The sequence below is a fragment of the Tsukamurella ocularis genome (assembly GCF_965138335.1).
GTDB classification, from domain to species: Bacteria; Actinomycetota; Actinomycetes; order Mycobacteriales; family Mycobacteriaceae; genus Tsukamurella; species Tsukamurella ocularis_A.
On the sequence record NZ_CBCSDV010000015.1, the window covers coordinates 34,177 to 50,954 of the forward strand.

Sequence of the window (16,778 nt, forward strand, 5' to 3'; positions counted from 1 at the left end):
GTCGTCAGCAACGACCGTTACGGGGCGCCGGGGGCATCCAGATGAGCATGCAGACCGCGTAGGAAGACCTCGAGAAGCTCGGCCAGCTGAGCTCTCTGCTTGGCGGTGAGATGCTCGACCAGCGTTGACTCGTGAGTCAGCAGGTCCGCCACCGAGGTATCGATCCATCGGTGCCCCTCCGCGGTCAGCCGCACATCGATCGTGCGCGTGCCGGCGGGGTTCCTGCGCACGCTCACCAGGCCCGCGGTTTCGGCCCTCGCGACCCGTTGGGTCATCGCGCCGGCGCTGACCAGCGACTGGGCTGCGAGCTCGGCGGGAGTGAGCCGGTACGGCTCCCCTGCGCGGCGCAGCATCGACAACAGATCCATCGTCGCTCGGTCGATGCCGAGAGCTGCGAGTGTCCGACGCCGTTCGTCGTCGAGGAGCTTTCCCGCCCGCCAGATGCGGGTGATGATCTCGATGGAGTCCGTGGGCGTGCCGGGGAGCTCCCGCTGCCACGCCCGCACGATCTCCCCGGCGATATCCGGCATCGATTCCTCTCCTTGTCTTTAGGGCTAAACATGCTCTAACCTGATCACATGAGTTTAGCCCTAAACAGGAACGCGGTGGTCACCGGCGGAGGCACAGGCATCGGGAAAGCGATCGCGCGCACGTTGCGACGCAACGGCTGGGAAGTCTGGGTGACCGGCCGGCGCCCGGACGTGCTGCGCGCCACCGCCGAGGAGATCGGCGCGCACCCCGTGTGCTTCGATGCAGCGGAACCGGACCAGGTTCATGCCGCGCTCGACGCACTGCCCGAGCAGGTGGATGCGCTGGTCAACAACGCCGGCGCCAACACCGCGTTCGGGCGCCGAACGCTTCCGGATCCCCTGGCCGACCTCGCGTTCGGTTGGCATGCCAACTTCGCCTCCAACGTGGTGACCACCGTGCTGGTCACCGAGGCACTGCGCGATCGATTCACCGCCGACGCCCGGGTGATCGCCCTCGGCTCCATCGCCGCACGCGACGGAGGCGGAGGCAGTTACGGCGCAGCGAAGGCGGCGCTGGAGGCATGGGCGGCGTACGCGGCACACGACCTCGGGTCACGCGGTATCACCGTCAACGTCGTGGCACCCGGGCTGATCGTGGACACGGAGTTCTTCGGCGGTGGACTCACCGACGACCGCCTCCGGAAGCTCGTCGGGCGCACCGCCACCGGCCGACCGGGAAGGCCCGAGGACGTGGCCGAGCTCGTCGCGTTCCTGGCCGGCCCCGGCGCCGGGCACATCACCGGGCAGGTCCTCCCCGTCAACGGTGGCGCCCAACTCGCACGCTGACCACTCGGAAGGAGGGGCGACCAACCATGACGGCGGCAGCGCTCTGGGCGTGGGTCGGCCTATCCGCGTTGACGGTCGCGACGCCCGGCGCGGACACCCTGCTCGTGGTGCGCAGCACGATGGCGCGCGGTCCGCGCGCCGGCTTGGCCTGTGTCGCCGGGATCGCGCTCGGCTGCCTACTGTGGGCCATCGCCGGCGCGGCGGGGCTGACCGCGCTGGTCGCGGCATCACCGCAGGCGTACGACCTGATCCGCATCGCGGGAGCGGCGTACCTGTTGTGGCTCGGAGGTCGGGCGCTGTGGCGCTCGTTCCGCACCAGCGCCGCGCAGGCCGGGATCGACCGACCGGACCGACCGGCGGCGACTCTCCGAATGGGCCTCACGTCGAATCTGTTCAACCCGAAGATCGGCGTGTCCTTCATCAGCGTCATGCCGCAGTTCCTGCCTTCGGGGCCGAGCCGGACGATGTGGGTGATCGTCCTGGTGCTCATCCATCTGGCCGCCACGCTGATCTGGTTGCCCACGGTGGTGGTACTGGCCGCGCACGCCCGTCGCGCCGTTCGGACCACCCGGCTCCACGTCTGGCTGGACCGCACGGCCTCGACGGTCCTCGTCGCCCTCGGCACCGGATTGGCGGTGCGCATCATCAGGAGTTGAACGCGCGCGCTCATCGTGTGCGCGCGGAAGAATCAGGCGCATGGCCGACCTGATCTACGCGACGAACGTCTCCCTCGACGGCTACATCGAGGACGCCGACGGCCGCTTCGACTGGCTCCCCGGCGACGACGACGTCTTCGCCGCGCACACCGCACTGATGCGATCCGCCGGCACCCTCTTCTATGGACGCCACCTCTACGAGACGATGTCCGTCTGGGAGACCGAGCCGTCCCTGGCCGGGCGCTCCCCTGCCGCGGCCGAGTTCGCCGCCGCGTGGCGCGCGACCGCGAAGGTCGTCTACTCGACGAGCCTGACGGCACCGTCGACCGCGAACACCCGGATCGAGCGCGCCTTCGATCCCGACCGGATCCGCGCACTGAAGGCCGGCGCCGGTCGGGAGATCCTCATCGGCGGTGCCGATCTCGCGGCCCAGGCGTTCGCCGCGCGCCTCATCGACGAGGTGCAGCTGTACGTCCTGCCCCTCGTCATCGGCGGCGGCAAGCCGGGGCTCCCCACAGGGATGCGCGTCGACCTGGAGCTCATCGATCAGCGCCGCTTCGACAGCGGCGTGGTATTGCTCCGCTACCGGCCGCGTCGCTAGCCGCCGAGCAGTCTCCGCACGAAGACCGCCACGACATCGGTCGACACCGACGGATCTGTCGCGCGCTGCATCCCGAGCCCCAGGATCAGACTGAACAGGCCGAGCGCCAACGTCTCCGCGTCCACCGGGAGCTCCAGCCCGTGGGCCGCCTCCAGTTCCTCCACCAGTGTCTTCGTGGCCGCGCGGATGCGCTCGTACCGCGAGGCCGTCGCCGTCATCAGCTCGCCGTCCGCGGCACTGGTCGCCGAGACCGCCATCTCCAACCGGAACCACGCCCGGTCCCCCACGATCGTCCGTCCCCATGCATCGAGGGAGTCGATCACTGCGGCGAGACCGTCGGCCCGCGCGGCCTCGGCCAGCGCCAGGACCCGGGCGGTCTCCTGCTCGTAGAGGCCGTCGATCACCGCGGTCCCCAGGGCGACCTTGTTCGCGAAGTTCGAGTACACCGCGCCCCTCGTGAAACCCGCGTGCGCCGCGACGGCCTCGAGCGAGGTCGCCGTGAAGCCGTCGCGGAGAAACAGTTCCGTCGCGGACGCGACGATGAGCGCCCGCGTCCGCGACTGGGCGTCCGCCCTCGACAACCGTTGCATCCGGCCATCCTATCGGGATACAGTCCGTATTTGAATACTCACTGTATCCGAAAAGAGGCGACCGTCGTGCCCGATGCAGCACTCCCCCTCGTCCCTCACCACGAGATCGTCATCGTCGGCGCCGGCTTCTCCGGCCTCGGGACGGCGATCGCCCTGGCCTGGGCGGGTTTCGACGACGTGCTCCTCGTCGACGACGCCGCGGGCCCCGGCGGCACCTGGCACTGGAACACCTACCCCGGCGTCGCCGTCGACATCCCGTCGTTCAGCTACCAGTTCTCCTTCGCGCAACGATCCACGTGGTCGCGGAGCTACGCACCCGGCCGGGAGCTGCGCGCGTACGCGGAACAGATCGTCGACGAGTACGGCCTGACTCCGCGGCTGCGCTTCGGAACGCGCGTGCACGCCGCGTCGTTCGACGGGGCCTCCGCCCGCTGGTCGATCTCGACCAGCACCGGTGGGATCACGGCACGGTGGCTGATCCACGCGGGCGGGCCGCTGAGCCAGCCGAAGCTGCCGGAGATCGACGGCATCGACTCCTTCCAGGGCGAGACGATGCACACCAGCCGGTGGAACCACGACACCACCCTTGCCGGCAAGCGCATCGGCATCATCGGCACGGGCGCCACCGCCGTCCAGGTCATCCCCGAGATCGCGCCGGAAGCCGCGCACCTCACGGTGTTCCAGCGCACGCCGATCTGGTGCCTGCCCAAGCCCGACTTCCCGCTCGGCCGGGTGGGCCGCGCGGGCCTGTCGGCCATTCCCGGCGTCCGGCAGGCCGCGCGTCTCGCCAGCCAGGCGTTCGTGGAGGCGACCTTCCCCGTGCTCGCCCACTTCCACAAGTGGATCCCCGGCACCGACGTCGTCGAAGTCGCGGCCCGCAACTACATCCGAACGCAGGTCGCGGACCCCGCCACGCGGGAGAAGCTCACGCCGTCCTACGCCCTCGGCTGCAAGCGCCCCAGCTTCCACAACTCCTACCTCGCGACCTTCAACCGCCCCGACGTCGCGCTGGAGACCACGCCGATCGCGGCGGTCACGCCCACCGGGATCCGCACGACCGACGGCGTCGAGCACCCCCTCGACGTACTCATCCTCGCGACGGGTTTCAAGGTCACCGATCGCGACGCACTCCCGACGTACGCGCTCACCGCCGGCGACGGCACCGACCTCGCCGAGCACTGGGAAGCCCGACGTTTCCACTCGTACCAGGGCGTCGCCACCGCGGGCTTCCCGAACTTCTTCACCGTCTTCGGCCCCTACGGCTACAACGGCGCCTCGTTCTTCACGCTGGTGGAGAACAGCGCCGCCCACATCGTCCGAGTGCTCGACGAGGCGCGACGACGCGAGGCGACGACCGCCGAGGTGACCCCGGCCGCGCAGGAGTCCTACATGGCGTCGATCCTCGCGCGCCGCCCGCTCCAGGTGTTCTCGAACCCCAGCTGTGCGGGCGCCAACAGCTACTACTTCACCAAGCAGGGCGACGTCCCGTTCCGGGCGTCCACCACCCTCGAAGCGGCCTGGCAGAGCCGCCGATTCCCCCTCACCGATTACGCCTTCGCCGGCTGACGCACCGCGACCAGGAGACCATCATGAACCTCGACCTCAACGGCAGGACCGTCGTCGTCACCGGGGCCGCGCGCGGCATCGGCCTCGCGACCGCGAAGGCCGCCGCCGCCCGTGGCGCTCGCGTCGCCGTCCTCGACCTCCGACAGGACGATGCCGACGCCGCCGCTGCCGAGATCGGCGACGGCGCGATCGGGCTCGCGGCCGACGTCACCGACCGTGACGGCCTCGCCGGCGCGTTCGCAGCGGCCGCCGCGCAGTTCGGGGCCATCGACGTCGTGGTCGCGAACGCCGGCATCGCGCCCCGCGCGGCCACCGTGCAGGGCATGGAACCCGCGGAGTTCGACCGGGTCCTCGCAGTCAACCTGCACGGGGTCTACAACACCGTGCTCGCGGCGATGCCGCACGTCCTGAAGAGCAGCGGCCACCTGCTGCTGACGTCGTCGGTCTACGCCTTCGTCAACGGCGTCGGCGTCTCGCCCTACGCGGTGGCGAAAGCGGGCGTCGAGCAACTCGGCCGGGCGCTCCGCGTCGAGCTCGCCCCGTACGGCGCGACGGCGGGCGTCGTGTACTACGGCTTCGTCGACACCCGGATGGTCGAGGTCGGCTTCGACGAGGACCCGCTCGCCTCCGTGGTGACGGATCTACTGCCGTCCTTCCTCACGGCCCGGATCACGCCGGAGCAGGCGGGCGAGAGCACCGTCCGCGGAATCGAGCGGCGCGCTGCGCGCACGATCGCACCCGCCCGGTGGACCGGCTACAGCCTGCTGCGCGGACTGGTCAACCCGGTCCTCGACGTGATCACCGCCGGTCACCGTTCCGTGGTCGAACTGGTGCGTGCTCTCGACGCGCGGTCGGACGCGGAGCGACGCCGGACGTCCGCTGCGGAGCGACTCGGGGTACCCGCCGCGGCGGAGTGAGGCGACTCGCGGACGAGTCCTCAGTGATGACGGAGTGCGTCGATCAGCTCGCTCTTGCGCTTCGACGAATAGCCGGTCAGGCCCAGTTCCTTGGCCCGCGCCTTGAGTTCGTCGACGGTCCAGCCCTCGTACGCGTGCGAGCGGCCGCCGGCGGCGCCGACTGCGGACCGCCCCCGGTTCGCCGCGGCGTTCGCGATCCGCGCCGCCTTCTCCTTCGAGTCGCCCTGGTCGCGGAGCTCTTCGTACAGTTCATCGTCCTTCACCGACGGTCCGGGAGTCTTCTTCGCCATGTTTCCGACCGTACGCCCCGACCGAGATGCACACCACAGCGTGCAACGGGGGTCTTCGCGTAGAAATACTGAATGCGGCTAACGATCTCGTCACTCCCCTCGGCACATCCGGTCACGACGACGAACAGGCGCAGGGCCGTGGTCGCCGGATCGCTCCTCATCGCGTCTGTCGGCTACTTCGTCGCTGAGCTGATCGTCGCGGCGCGCTGGCCGCGGCCGTACAGCTGGACCGACAACATGATCAGCGACCTCGGCGTCCCGGAGTGCCTCGGCGATCTCCGCCGCGACGGCGGCCTCGCCGTCGCGGACCGGTTCGTGTGCTCGCCGTGGCATCCGGTGATGAACACGGCGTTCGTGGTGGTCGGCGCACTCGGCATCGCGGCGGCGGTCGCGGTGCGCCCGCTGCTCCCCCGTCGCTGGGGAGCCGTCGCGGTCGCCCTCGCGGCGATCAACGGCATCGCCCTGGCGTGCGTGGGACTCTTCCCGGGCAGCGCCGGCGAGTTCCCCGACGGGCCCCGCGCCCGGATCGTCGTGCACCCGATCGCCGCGTACGTCGAGCACGTCAGCGGGATGGCCCTGATGGGACTCGCGGTCCTCCTGCTGGTCCGCTCGCGACCGCGGCTCGCGTCGGTCACCGCCGCCTGCATCGCCGTGTCGGGCCTCGCCGCGCTGGTCATCCCGTGGGCGAACCCGCTCGGCGCCGGTGGCACCGAGCGCGCGGCGATCGACCCGTTCGTGTGGTGGCGCTGCGCCCTGGGCGTCGCGCTGATCGCGTTCGCGCTCCCTGCGCGATCCGGCCGACGTCCCTTGACCTGAACCAATGTCCAGGTCCTAGCGTCGGAGTCACCCCGACGAGAGGACACCCGATGCTCACCCCGATCCGGCCCGACCTGCTCGAGACCCCGGCGTACTCGCCCTTCCCGGGGCTGACCACCCACGCCTACCTCTGGACCCCGCCGACGGGCGGCACCGTCCTGTTCTACTCCCCCGGCGACGCCGCGAACTTCGACGCCCTCGCCGAGCACGGCGGTATCGCCCACCAGTACCTCAGCCACCAGGACGAGGCCGGGCCGGTGCTCGGTGACATCGCTGCCCGGTTCGGCGCCGTCCTGCACGCCCCCGAGGGCGACCTCGCGGGCATCGTCGAGCACGCCGACCCCGGCGTCGTCTTCGCCGGCCGCGGCATCGATGCGAACGGCGTGGAGGTGATCCCGACCCCCGGCCACACTCCCGGAAGCACATCCTTCCTGATCACCGGGTCCGACGGTGCGCGGTACCTGTTCACCGGGGACACCCTCTACCGCGGTGCGGACGGGCGCTGGAACGCCGGCTACATCCCCGGCATGAGCGACGGTGCCCAGTTGCTCGCGAGCCTCGAGGTGCTCGGCGGACTGGCTCCCGATCTCGTCGCCTCGAGCGCCTTCGCGGGCGAGCACGGCGCCCACGCGGTCGATCCCGAGGACTGGCGTCGCACCGTCGCCGCGACGGCCGAGCGGCTCGCGACGGGCGTCCTCGCCCGCTGACCCGCCGGCCCGACGCCGAGCCGCGTCAGTTCAGGCGGTCCGTCAGGTGCACCTCCACCTCGTCGCCGTCGGTCTTGCCGATCCGGCGGCGGATCGCCGCGGCCACGGGCAGCTTGTGCGTCCCGTCGCCGAGCGCCATGAACGAGGAGGTGAAGGGCACGCCGTCGACGGTGCCGGCGACTTTGACGAGGCCGCGCGTGCCGAAGATCTCGGCGGAGTCCGGCAGTTGCACGCACGTCCACGTGTCGCCCTCGCGCACCTTGCCGAGGACGGCGGAGAAGGTGATGTCGATCGGTCCCGCGGTGTCGGCCATGTTCGCTCCTAGAGTCCCGCCGGGACGGGCTTGCCGTTGACGGTCACCTCGACCTTCCCGGTCTTCGGGTCGAAGGTGATCCTCCCGTGCTCGAAGGTGGTCTGCTTGACCGCCCCTGCGGTGGTCTCGTCGCTGGTCACGGCGCCCAGCGGCCCTGCGGAGCCGTTCCGGCCGTCCGGCGCGGGCCTGCCGTCGAGACCGCGCTCGATGTTCCACGCATCCCGGATCCGGCCCCAGGTGATGTAGGCGGGCGTGCCCGCGTCGGCGTTCTTCGCCGTGATGACGCCGCCCTTGAACTGCTGGAAGATCACCCCGCTGTCGCGGGTTCCCGCGTTGTGATCGCCGGTGAGCACCACGCCCAGCGCGGTGCGCTGCGCCTGCGTGGCGGCGGAGTACTTCGCGGCGATCGGGCCCGTGAGGGTCACGTCGCTACCGTTGGCGCCCTTCACCTTCACCCCGCGACCGGCCGCCCCCGCCGGAGACGAACCCGTGGACGATCCCGCGGAGACCGACGCGGACGCCGAAGCCGTCGCCGACGATGTGCCGGAGCCGGATGCCACAGCGCCCGTCGTCGACACGGCGGTCGCCGCGCTTCCCGTCGACGTGGCCGCCTTACTGTCGCCCGCGTCGCCGTTCCCGCATCCCGCGACGAGCAGGGCCGCGGCCGACACGCCCGCGATGACGCCGTTGATCCGCCGTGCTGCGATCGTCCTCATGAGTCCTTCCGGTGGCGCGCCGAGTCGAGAGAGGAGCCGTCCGAGAACCGCTCGTTCCCCGACGTAACCACATCTCCCCTCCGCGGACCGGCGCTTTCACGCACCCACGTGCGGTCCCGCTGTCGCCGCGAACCGCACTGGCGACCCGAGCGGTAGCTGCGCCAGCCGGTCCAGGTGGTGCTCCGCGACGACGGCGAGCACCGGATAGCCCCCCGTCGTCGGGTGGTCGACGACGAACACCACCGGTTCCCCGGACGGCGGGATCTGGATGGCCCCGGGCACCAGCGCCTGGCTCTGCACCTCGCCGTCGGCGCGCGCGAGGGGCCGTCCCGTGAGGCGGACGCCGACGCGATCGCTCTGGGGCGTGACCGTCCATTCCTCGTCGAGGAGGTGCTCCCAGGCACCGTCGGGGAAGAGCCCCGCGTCCGGGCCGGGCGTCACGTCGAGCACCGTCGGGCGAGTCCCGTCCGGCACGGCGGGCACGGCCTCGGGTTCGCCGACGACGGTCCGCGGCGCGGGTCCGACGGGCAGCAGGTCGCCGGCCGCGATCGGGGCGGGGCCCAGGTGCGCGAGCGTGTCGGTGCTGCGGCTGCCCAGGACGGGCGGCACGTCCACGCCGCCGCGCACCGCGATCACGACGCGCAGGCCGGCGGTGGCGGGGCCGACCTCGAGCAGGTCGCCGTCGTCGAGGGCGAACGGGTGTCCCCGCTGGACGGTGCGCCAGCGTCCGTCCGGCGATTCGACGACGAGCCGGGCGTCGGCGCCGGTCACGGCGACCACGTGTTCCCCGGTCGCGACGAGTTCCACCCCGCCCCCGGCGTTCTCGATCCCCGCCGCCNCCGCCGGGTTTCCGACGAGGCGGTTGGCCTGCCGCAGGGCGCCGCGGTCTGCGGCGCCCGACCGGGTGACCCCGATCGCGGCTCGGCCGGCACGACCGAGGTCCTCGACGAGGCTCTGCAGGCCCGTCTCCCGCACGACGAGACCGCGCTCGGGGCGCGCCGCCGGTGTCCCCGGTTGCGACGCATCCGGTCCCGGCGCACTCGGTTCCGACGCCGAGGGAACCGCGAGCCGCTCGCGAACGGCGGTGAACCGTACCCGCGTGCCGGGTACGAGGAGCGCGGGTGGATCGCGGTCGAGCGACCAGAGTTCCGCGTCGGTGCGCCCGATCAGCTGCCAGCCGCCCGGCGAACTGCGCGGGTAGACGGCGCTGTACTCCCCCGCCAGCCCGACGGCCCCGGCGGGGACGCGGACGCGGGGCGAGGCCCGGCGCGCGATCTCGGGTCCGGAGTCGCCCGACCGGAGATAGGCGAAGCCGGGCGCGAAGCCGAGGAAGCCCACGTGCCAGGCGCGTCCGGTGTGCATCCGCACGACACCGGCCTCGTCGGTGCCGAGGAGATCCGCGACGTCGCGCAGGTCCTCGCCGTCGTAGACGACGGCGATCTCGACGAGCGGACCGTCGGCGACGNCCGGATCCGGCGTCGCCATCGCCGCGAGCAGGTGCTCGGCCCGCGCCGCGTGCCCGGCACCGTCGAACAGCACGGTCACGGACGCGCCCCCGGCGACGAGCTCCCGCTGCCCGGGCAGCGGCTCGGCGGCCAACCGGGCGCGGAGGGCCTCGACGGTGCCGGGACCCACCCGGACGCGCACGGCGCGGGCGCCGAGCCGGCGGACGTCAGCGGGGAACATCGACACCGTCCGGGGCGTCGGCGAGCAGCTCCAGCTCCTCGTCGGGGGCGGGGTCGCGGCCGAGGATCATTCCCGCGACGGTCGCGACCGCCGTGACGGCGACGTAGCCGGCGATGATCACCCACGAGTCGGTCCAGCGGAAGAGCACGGTGAAGATGAGCGGCGCCGTACCGCCGCCGACGACACCGGCGAAGGTGTAGGCCAGCGAGCTGCCCGCGTAGCGCAGGCGCGCCGGGAACTGCTCGGTGATGAACGCCGCCTGCGGGCCGTACATCAGCGCGTGCAGCGACATGCCGACGACCACCCCGAGGGTCAGCAGCACCCGGCTGCCGGACTGGATCATGAGGAACAGCACCGGAACCCACGCGGAGGTCAGGACCGCGCCGATGCCGTAGACGAGACGCCGGTTGAACCGGTCCGTGAGCGAGCCGGCGAGCGGCATGACGACGATCTGCACCGCCGATCCGGTGAGCACCGCCGTCAGGACGTGGCTCGTGGGGAAGTCGAGTTCCTTGGTGGCGTAGCTGGCGAGGAAGACGGTGAGCAGCGAATAGAGGACGTCGGGGCAGATGCGGGAGAGCGCCGCGGCGAGCAGCGCCCGCGGGTGCCCGCGCAGGACCTCCGAGATCGGGGCCTGGGGCTGCTCCGCGCGCTCGGCGATGGCCTGGAAGACGGGGGTCTCCTCCAACCGCAGGCGGATCATGAGCCCGAAGATCACCAGAACGGCCGAGAGCAGGAAGCCGATGCGCCAGCCCCAGTCCCGGAAGGCGTCCTCGGTCAGCAGCGCCGCGACGAGCGCGAGCACGCCGTTCGCCATGAGGTTGCCCACGGGTACGCCGATCTGCGCCGCGGAGGCCCAGAAGCCGCGCTTGCGCGGGTCACCGAACTCGCTGGAGAGCAGCACCGCGCCACCCCACTCGCCGCCGACCCCGACGCCCTGCGCGAACCGCAACAGCACGAGGATGGTCGGCGCGATCACCCCGATCGTGCCGTACCCCGGGAGCACGCCGATGAGCACCGTCGCGACCCCGATGAGGAGGAGCGTCGCGACGAGGACGTTCTTGCGGCCGATCCGATCGCCGAGGCGACCGAACACCACGCCGCCGATCGGACGGGCGAAGTAGCCGACCGCGAACGTCGAGAAGGACAGCAGGAGCCCGATGAACGGGTCCTCCGCGGGGAAGAACACGTGGGGGAAGACGAGCGCGGAGGCGACGGAGTACAGCGCGAAGTCGTAGTACTCGAGGGAGGTGCCGGTGAGGCTGGCGATGTACGCCTTCACGGCGCCCTTCTGCGCGGAGCCGGGCGCGGGCGAAGCGGTGGACATGGGTGGCCTCTTCTCGGTCGAGCGGTCGAGCGCTGGTGTGATCCACACCATAGACGATTGTTGAACAATCTGTCACCAGCACTAGGCGGATTTGTTGAACAAAAATCAGGCTCGCTCCGTAGGATCATCCGCGTGGGCATCGAACGGCAGCGCGGCCACGCCGCCACGGAGGCGACCGAGGACCTGCGGCGCGCCATCGTCGAGGGCGCCCTCCGGCCGGGCGATCCGCTCCGCGAGGAGCGACTGGCGGCGGAGCTCGGGGTCTCGCGCAACACGCTGCGGGAAGCGCTGCGCACCCTCGCGAACGAAGGACTGGTCGTGCACGAGGCCAACCGCGGCGCGCGCGTCACGACGCCCACCCGCGCCTCGATCCGCGACATCTACCTGGTGCGCCGCACCGTCGAGCCCCCGTCCCTGCGGGCCGCGGGGCCGCAGCACCCCGCGACCGCCCGGATGCGCGACGCGGTCGCCACGGCGCGGGCCGCCGCCGACGCGGGCGACTGGCAGACGGTCGGCACATCGGACCTGGAGTTCCATCGCGGGATCGTCGGCCTGTGCGACAGCCCGCGGCTCGACGCGCTGCTCACCTCGATGCTCGCCGAACTCCGCCTTGCCTTCGGCGCGATCGCCGACCCGGAGTTCCTGCACGCGCCGTTCCTGGACGACAACGTGACGATCCTCGCGGCGTTCGAAGCCGGGGACGGCGACGGCGCGGCGACGCTGCTCGAGGAGTACCTCCTGCGCTCGGAGGAGACGATATTCGGGGCGCAGCACGTCTCGAACATCACACCCTGAGCGGCGCTCCGCCGGGCTTCTGCGGCCGTAGAATAAGTTACATGTTCGAAGCAATTTTCGCGCTCGGCATCAGCGCCGGCACCGTCGTCCGGGTCTCCCTTCCCGACGGTGCCGCCCGGATCGTGCACACCGGCCCACGGGGCGCCAGCCCCGACGGCATCGTCGCCGTGGGCGGTCGGATCCACTGGACCACGATGGGCCGCCCGAGCCGGGTACCGGACCTGTCCGGCGAGGCGGGGCTGGACTACTCCGCCCGCAACGGCGGCCTCCACTCGGCCCTCCCCGACGGCTCGGACGTCCGCGACCTCCTGCCGAACGGGTCCATCACCACCGGCAAGCAGCTCACCTCCGACGGTGCCGGGCGCCTGTACTGGGGCGATCGCGAGGGCCTGCGGGTCAGCTCGGCGCGCGTCGACGGCACCGACCTGCGCGACCACGTCGTCAACGCCCCGGCGCCGGACCGCCTCGCCGAATGCGTCGGCGTCGCCGTCGATCCGGTGCGCGGCCACCTCTACTGGACGCAGAAGGGTCCCGCGAAGGGCGGTCGCGGGCGCATCCTGCGGGCCGGCCTGGGGCTCCCCGCGGGCGCGACGCCGCGGGACCGTCCCGACATCGAGACGCTGTGGGACGGACTGCCCGAGCCGATCGACCTGGAGATCGCCGGCGACACGCTGTACTGGACCGATCGCGGCGCGGCGCCCGACGGCAACTCGCTCAACCGCGCGCCGCTCCCGCGCGAGGGCGAGCGCGGAGCACCGCCCGCGATCCTCGCGCGCGGCTTCGCCGAGGCGATCGGCCTCGCCGTCGACTCCCCCGCCGGCGTCGCCTACGTCTCCGACCTGGGCGGCCGCATCCGGCGCGTGCCGCTGGGCGGCGGCGAACCCGAGATCCTCGCCGATCTCGGCACCCCGGTGTCCGGCATCGCCGGCATCACCCCACGACCGACACCCACCGAGAACGGAACCCAGCGATGACCTACGCCTACTCGTTCGATGACATCCGCAACCGTCCCGTCGCCGTGATCGGCGCGGGCACGCTCGGGCGCCGGATCGCGCTCATGTTCGCCGGCCGCGGCGGTGAGGTCCGCATCCACGATCCGAACGCCGATCAGGCGCGCGCGGCGGTGGACTACGTCGCGAGCACGCTCCCCGATCTGCTCGCGCGGCGCGGCTCGGGCGAGCCGGGCAACGCGAGCGTGGGCACCGATCTGGCCACCGCGCTCCAGGACGCCTGGCTCGTGATCGAGGCGGTGCCCGAGCGGCTCGAGATCAAGATCCCGCTCTGGGGCGAGATCGACGCCGCGGCACCGTCGGACGCGATCTTCGCGACCAATTCCTCGTCGTACGCGTCGCGGCTGATGAGTGAGAACATCCGCGACAAGAGCCGCCTGTGCAACCTGCACTTCTACATGCCGCCCACCGCGAACGCGGCGGACGTCATGTCGGACGGCGAGACCGCGCGCGAGGTGATCGACACGCTGCTCACCGTACTGCCGGAGTTCGACGTCCACCCGTTCGAGGCGCGCAGGGAGAGTACGGGATTCATCTTCAACCGGGTATGGGCGGCCATCAAGCGCGAGTCGCTCGCCGTGGTGGCCGACGGCGTCGCCCGGCCGGAGGACGTCGACGGCATGTTCCGACTCAACTGGCAGATGCCCGTCGGGCCGTTCCAGATGATGGACAGCGTCGGCCTCGACGTGGTGCTCGACATCGAGAACCACTACGCCGCCGAGAACCCCCACCTCCCGGAGGGCCCGCGCCGCGTCCTGCACGAGTACGTCGACGCGGGCAGGCTCGGCGTCAAGACCGGCGAGGGCTTCTACCGCTACCCGCCCACTACCGCTCCGTGACCAGCTTCGCCCCGAACCCGATCAGCGCGACCCCCGCGACGCCGTCGAGCGCGCGCCGGGTCCGCGGGGTCCGCATCCACCGGGTGACCGTTCCGGCGGCGGCGATGAGCACGCCGCAGTAGACCGCGGTCAGCGCGATGTAGACGCCGCCGAAGGCGAGCGTCGTCCAGGTGACCGAGTAGCCGGTGGGCACGAACCCCGGCAGCAGGCTCACGAACAGGACGCCGATCTTCGGGTTGAGCATGTCGGTGAGGAAGCCGGCGGTGAACCCGGCGGTGCGCCAGGAGGACTCCACCGACGCCGCCGGGAGCTCCCCCAGCGCCGAGCCGCGCACCACCGCGCGCAGCGACTGGACCCCCATGTAGATCAGGTAGGCGGCGCCGAGCACCTTGAGCGCGGTGTAGCCGTACTCGCTGGCCTTGAGCATCGCCGAGAGGCCCAGGACCGCCGCGAGCACCCACACCACGAGGCCGCTGAGCACGCCGAGACCGGTGCGCAGGCCGGCGGACCGGCCGCCCTGGACGACGCCCCGCACGACGACGAGCGTGTCGGGGCCGGGCAGCACCACGAGGAGCGCGGAGGCGGCGGCGAAGGAGAACAGGGCGACAAGCATTCGACGATCCAATCAGGCGCCGCACGCTACGCGGAAGTCACCTCCGCGCGCGTCACGCGGACGTCGCCGCCGTCTCGCTCGGCGACTCCCCGAACCGCGCCCGGTAGTCGACGGCGAACCGGCCGAGATGGGTCAGTCCCACGCTCAGCGCGACATCGGTGACCGTGCGCCCCGGATGCATGGCGTCGAGCAGACGGGCCCGGGCCGCGAGCAGCCGCCGTTCCTTGACCACGGCCGTGGGCGTCGAGTCGAGCTCGGATCGGCACGCCTCGCGCAGGGCCCGGACGCTGACCCGCAGGCGCTCCGCGAGCCAGCCGGGTCCGAGCGGGTCCGCGAGGTGGTCGTCGACGAGCGTGAGCATGCGTGAGCCGAGGGTGGCCGCACCGTCGGCGGCCGAGGCGAGCGCGGCGCTGTAGTTGTGGGGCTGCACGTCGAGGAGCTGGTTGACCACACCGCGGGCGAGGTACTCGGAGCAGTCGGCCCCGCCGACGGACGACGCGCCGCGCAGCGCCTCGTCGGCGAGGAACCGCACCATCCGCACCCAGGAGGCCACCTCGGGCCGGCGCAGATCCATGCCGACGTCGAATCGCAGGGGTGCAGTGATCTCACGACCGAGGCGCCGCATCAGCTCCCGGTCGATGGTGCTGCGCCGCAGCCGCACGCACAGCTGGGGATTGCCGCGCTGCCAGGTCATCACCGTCGGCGACGTCGGCGACAGCACCGTGGCGAGGTGCGGCGTGGACTGCACGCGCGCGACGCCGTGCTCCACCAGCGCTCGGCCCGCGAGCGGGATCTGCACCAGGTAGAAGGTGGCCAGTGGTCCGGGCCGGATCTGGACGGGCTCGCCGTAGTCGAGGTGCACCAGGCCCATCGACCCGACCGTGTCGATGCGCAGCCGCATGTCGATGGCGTGGGCGCGCCCCACCGGATCGAGCCGGTGGTCGCAGAAGAAGTCGGCCACCCGCGCCCGGGCGAGGTCGACGTCCCGCGTCCGCAGAACCGTCGGAGCGGTCACGGGCACCTCCCTGTGGCGTGGATCACGTCACCATCATGTGCTGCATTCCTGCCTGTCGTCAAGCAGGCGCAATACCGCGATCTGGATAGCGCCCGTGTCGCAGCGGATAGCAGCGCTATGACCTGCGTCACTACCGTCCGGACCCATCGGCGCCCGCACGGCGCCACGGAATCGACGCGAGGTGGAGGCATGACGGGAAATCTGGACGGGCGTACAGCGATCGTGACCGGTGGGGCGACCCTGGTGGGCCACGGCGTGGTCGAGGCACTGCACGCGGAGGGCGCGACCGTGATCGTCGCCGACATCGACGCCGACGGCGCACGCGCGATCGCCGACCGCCTCGGCGACCGCGTGATCGCGCGAACCACGGACATCACCGACGACGCGCAGGTCACGGACCTCGTCTCCGCAACCGTCCGGGACCACGGGGGACTCGACATCGTCGTGAACCTCGCCTGCACGTACCTCGACGACGGTGCGGAGACCGCCCGCGCCGACTGGCTGACGGCGTTCGACGTCAACGTCGCGAGCGCAGTCCGCGTCGCGGCGACGGCGCGGCCCGCGCTCGCCGCGAGCGGGCGCGGGGCGATCGTGAACTTCACGTCGATCTCGAGCTCGGTGGCGCAGACGGGTCGGTGGGTCTACCCCGCGTGCAAGGCGACGCTGGTGCAGATCACCCGGTCGATGGCGATGGACTACGCGGCCGAGAAGATCCGGGTCAACTCGGTGAGCCCGGGCTGGGTCTGGTCGAAGATCATGGACAGCGTCTCCGAGCACGACCGCGCGCACACCGACGCCGTCGCCGCTCCCTTCCACCTGACGGGCCGCGTCGCCGACCCGGTCGAGGTCGGCCGCGTGGTCGCCTTCCTGTGCTCCGACGCCGCGTCCGTGGTGACCGGCGCCGACTGGGCCGCCGACGGCGGCTACTCCGCGATGGGGCCGGAACAGGCCGCCCCCGCGATCCCCCTGTTGGCCCCCGCGGGCACCGAGTAGGAGAACACACAG

20 protein-coding genes and 2 pseudogenes are annotated in these 16,778 nt (G+C 71.8%); 11 read left to right on the forward strand and 11 right to left on the reverse strand.

What is annotated here, in order from left to right; all coding sequences use genetic code 11:
* Positions 1 to 17 precede the first annotated feature (17 nt).
* The gene (locus tag ACNAYW_RS14525; RefSeq protein WP_415850392.1) at positions 18 to 530 is read right to left on the reverse strand and encodes a MarR family winged helix-turn-helix transcriptional regulator; all 513 of its coding nucleotides are present in this window, start codon (positions 528 to 530) and stop codon (positions 18 to 20) included.
* 48 nt (positions 531 to 578) lie between these two features.
* Between ACNAYW_RS14525 and ACNAYW_RS14530 the strand changes: the two genes are divergently transcribed.
* From ACNAYW_RS14530 to ACNAYW_RS14540, 3 genes are read left to right on the forward strand one after another with little or no spacing between them, the layout of a single operon-like run.
* Positions 579 to 1,316, forward strand: coding sequence for an SDR family NAD(P)-dependent oxidoreductase (locus ACNAYW_RS14530; protein WP_415850393.1), 738 nt, complete (start codon positions 579 to 581; stop codon positions 1,314 to 1,316).
* A 26-nt stretch (positions 1,317 to 1,342) separates the two neighbouring features.
* A complete protein-coding gene (locus ACNAYW_RS14535; protein WP_415850394.1) occupies positions 1,343 to 1,972 on the forward strand; it encodes a LysE family translocator in 630 nt (209 codons plus the stop codon).
* A gap of 40 nt (positions 1,973 to 2,012) precedes the next feature.
* Positions 2,013 to 2,573, forward strand: a complete 561-nt coding sequence (locus tag ACNAYW_RS14540; protein WP_415850395.1) for a dihydrofolate reductase family protein — start codon at positions 2,013 to 2,015, stop codon at positions 2,571 to 2,573.
* Here ACNAYW_RS14540 and ACNAYW_RS14545 read toward each other — a convergent pair.
* Positions 2,570 to 3,163, reverse strand: coding sequence for a TetR/AcrR family transcriptional regulator (locus ACNAYW_RS14545; protein WP_415850396.1), 594 nt, complete (start codon positions 3,161 to 3,163; stop codon positions 2,570 to 2,572). The two genes, ACNAYW_RS14540 and ACNAYW_RS14545, sit on opposite strands and share 4 nt — an antisense overlap.
* Before the next feature lie 66 nt (positions 3,164 to 3,229).
* On the opposite strand from ACNAYW_RS14545, the gene ACNAYW_RS14550 reads away from it, so the two are divergent.
* The gene (locus ACNAYW_RS14550; RefSeq protein ID WP_415850397.1) at positions 3,230 to 4,729 is read left to right on the forward strand and encodes a flavin-containing monooxygenase; all 1,500 of its coding nucleotides are present in this window, start codon (positions 3,230 to 3,232) and stop codon (positions 4,727 to 4,729) included.
* A 23-nt stretch (positions 4,730 to 4,752) separates the two neighbouring features.
* On the forward strand, positions 4,753 to 5,646 hold the full coding sequence (locus ACNAYW_RS14555) for a short-chain dehydrogenase/reductase (RefSeq protein WP_415850398.1): 894 nt from the start codon (positions 4,753 to 4,755) through the stop codon (positions 5,644 to 5,646).
* Between the two features lie 20 nt (positions 5,647 to 5,666).
* Here ACNAYW_RS14555 and ACNAYW_RS14560 read toward each other — a convergent pair whose 3' ends face one another.
* Entirely contained in the window at positions 5,667 to 5,936 is a 270-nt protein-coding gene (locus ACNAYW_RS14560; protein ID WP_415850399.1) for a DUF7218 family protein, read from the reverse strand.
* Between the two features lie 138 nt (positions 5,937 to 6,074).
* Here ACNAYW_RS14560 and ACNAYW_RS14565 point away from each other — a divergent pair, with 138 nt between their 5' ends.
* Positions 6,075 to 6,752 carry a DUF998 domain-containing protein gene (locus ACNAYW_RS14565; RefSeq protein ID WP_415850400.1) on the forward strand — a complete coding sequence of 226 codons (678 nt, stop codon included), beginning with the start codon at positions 6,075 to 6,077 and terminating at the stop codon, positions 6,750 to 6,752.
* A 50-nt stretch (positions 6,753 to 6,802) separates the two neighbouring features.
* Complete coding sequence (locus ACNAYW_RS14570) at positions 6,803 to 7,459, forward strand: MBL fold metallo-hydrolase (RefSeq protein WP_415850401.1); 657 nt, start codon at positions 6,803 to 6,805, stop codon at positions 7,457 to 7,459.
* A gap of 25 nt (positions 7,460 to 7,484) precedes the next feature.
* On the opposite strand, the gene ACNAYW_RS14575 is transcribed toward ACNAYW_RS14570, so the two are convergent.
* From ACNAYW_RS14575 to ACNAYW_RS14600, 6 genes and pseudogenes are all read right to left on the reverse strand, one after another.
* Entirely contained in the window at positions 7,485 to 7,772 is a 288-nt protein-coding gene (locus ACNAYW_RS14575) for a DUF1905 domain-containing protein (RefSeq protein WP_415850402.1), read from the reverse strand.
* Between the two features lie 8 nt (positions 7,773 to 7,780).
* Positions 7,781 to 8,488 (reverse strand): LGFP repeat-containing protein, encoded by a 708-nt coding sequence (locus tag ACNAYW_RS14580; RefSeq protein WP_415850403.1) that lies wholly within the window; start codon positions 8,486 to 8,488, stop codon positions 7,781 to 7,783.
* A 96-nt stretch (positions 8,489 to 8,584) separates the two neighbouring features.
* A partial coding sequence (locus ACNAYW_RS14585) for a 5-oxoprolinase subunit C family protein (protein WP_415850404.1) occupies positions 8,585 to 9,326 on the reverse strand: 742 nt, incomplete at its 5' end.
* 1 nt (position 9,327) lies between these two features.
* A pseudogene (locus ACNAYW_RS14590) lies at positions 9,328 to 9,953 on the reverse strand (5-oxoprolinase subunit B family protein); the annotation flags it as partial.
* 1 nt (position 9,954) lies between these two features.
* Positions 9,955 to 10,174, reverse strand: a pseudogene (locus ACNAYW_RS14595) (5-oxoprolinase subunit B/C family protein); the annotation flags it as partial.
* A complete protein-coding gene (locus ACNAYW_RS14600; RefSeq protein ID WP_415850405.1) occupies positions 10,161 to 11,501 on the reverse strand; it encodes an MFS transporter in 1,341 nt (446 codons plus the stop codon). The gene ACNAYW_RS14600 and the pseudogene ACNAYW_RS14595, both read right to left, overlap by 14 nt.
* A gap of 132 nt (positions 11,502 to 11,633) precedes the next feature.
* On the opposite strand from ACNAYW_RS14600, the gene ACNAYW_RS14605 reads away from it, so the two are divergent.
* Genes ACNAYW_RS14605 through ACNAYW_RS14615 form a run of 3 tightly spaced genes read left to right on the forward strand, consistent with a single transcriptional unit; the run spans position 11,634 to position 14,145 of the window.
* The gene (locus tag ACNAYW_RS14605; RefSeq protein ID WP_415850406.1) at positions 11,634 to 12,296 is read left to right on the forward strand and encodes a GntR family transcriptional regulator; all 663 of its coding nucleotides are present in this window, start codon (positions 11,634 to 11,636) and stop codon (positions 12,294 to 12,296) included.
* A gap of 41 nt (positions 12,297 to 12,337) precedes the next feature.
* Entirely contained in the window at positions 12,338 to 13,270 is a 933-nt protein-coding gene (locus ACNAYW_RS14610; protein WP_415850407.1) for a hypothetical protein, read from the forward strand.
* Entirely contained in the window at positions 13,267 to 14,145 is an 879-nt protein-coding gene (locus ACNAYW_RS14615; RefSeq protein WP_415850408.1) for a 3-hydroxyacyl-CoA dehydrogenase family protein, read from the forward strand. The genes ACNAYW_RS14610 and ACNAYW_RS14615 overlap by 4 nt, the downstream gene beginning before the upstream one ends.
* On the opposite strand, the gene ACNAYW_RS14620 is transcribed toward ACNAYW_RS14615, so the two are convergent.
* Both ACNAYW_RS14620 and ACNAYW_RS14625 read right to left on the reverse strand, forming a co-directional pair.
* Entirely contained in the window at positions 14,132 to 14,758 is a 627-nt protein-coding gene (locus tag ACNAYW_RS14620; RefSeq protein WP_415850409.1) for a LysE family translocator, read from the reverse strand. The genes ACNAYW_RS14615 and ACNAYW_RS14620 overlap by 14 nt on opposite strands.
* Positions 14,759 to 14,810: 52 nt before the next feature.
* A complete protein-coding gene (locus tag ACNAYW_RS14625) occupies positions 14,811 to 15,773 on the reverse strand; it encodes an AraC family transcriptional regulator (protein WP_415850410.1) in 963 nt (320 codons plus the stop codon).
* A gap of 189 nt (positions 15,774 to 15,962) precedes the next feature.
* Between ACNAYW_RS14625 and ACNAYW_RS14630 the strand changes: the two genes are divergently transcribed.
* Complete coding sequence (locus tag ACNAYW_RS14630; RefSeq protein WP_415850411.1) at positions 15,963 to 16,766, forward strand: SDR family oxidoreductase; 804 nt, start codon at positions 15,963 to 15,965, stop codon at positions 16,764 to 16,766.
* Positions 16,767 to 16,778 lie beyond the last annotated feature (12 nt).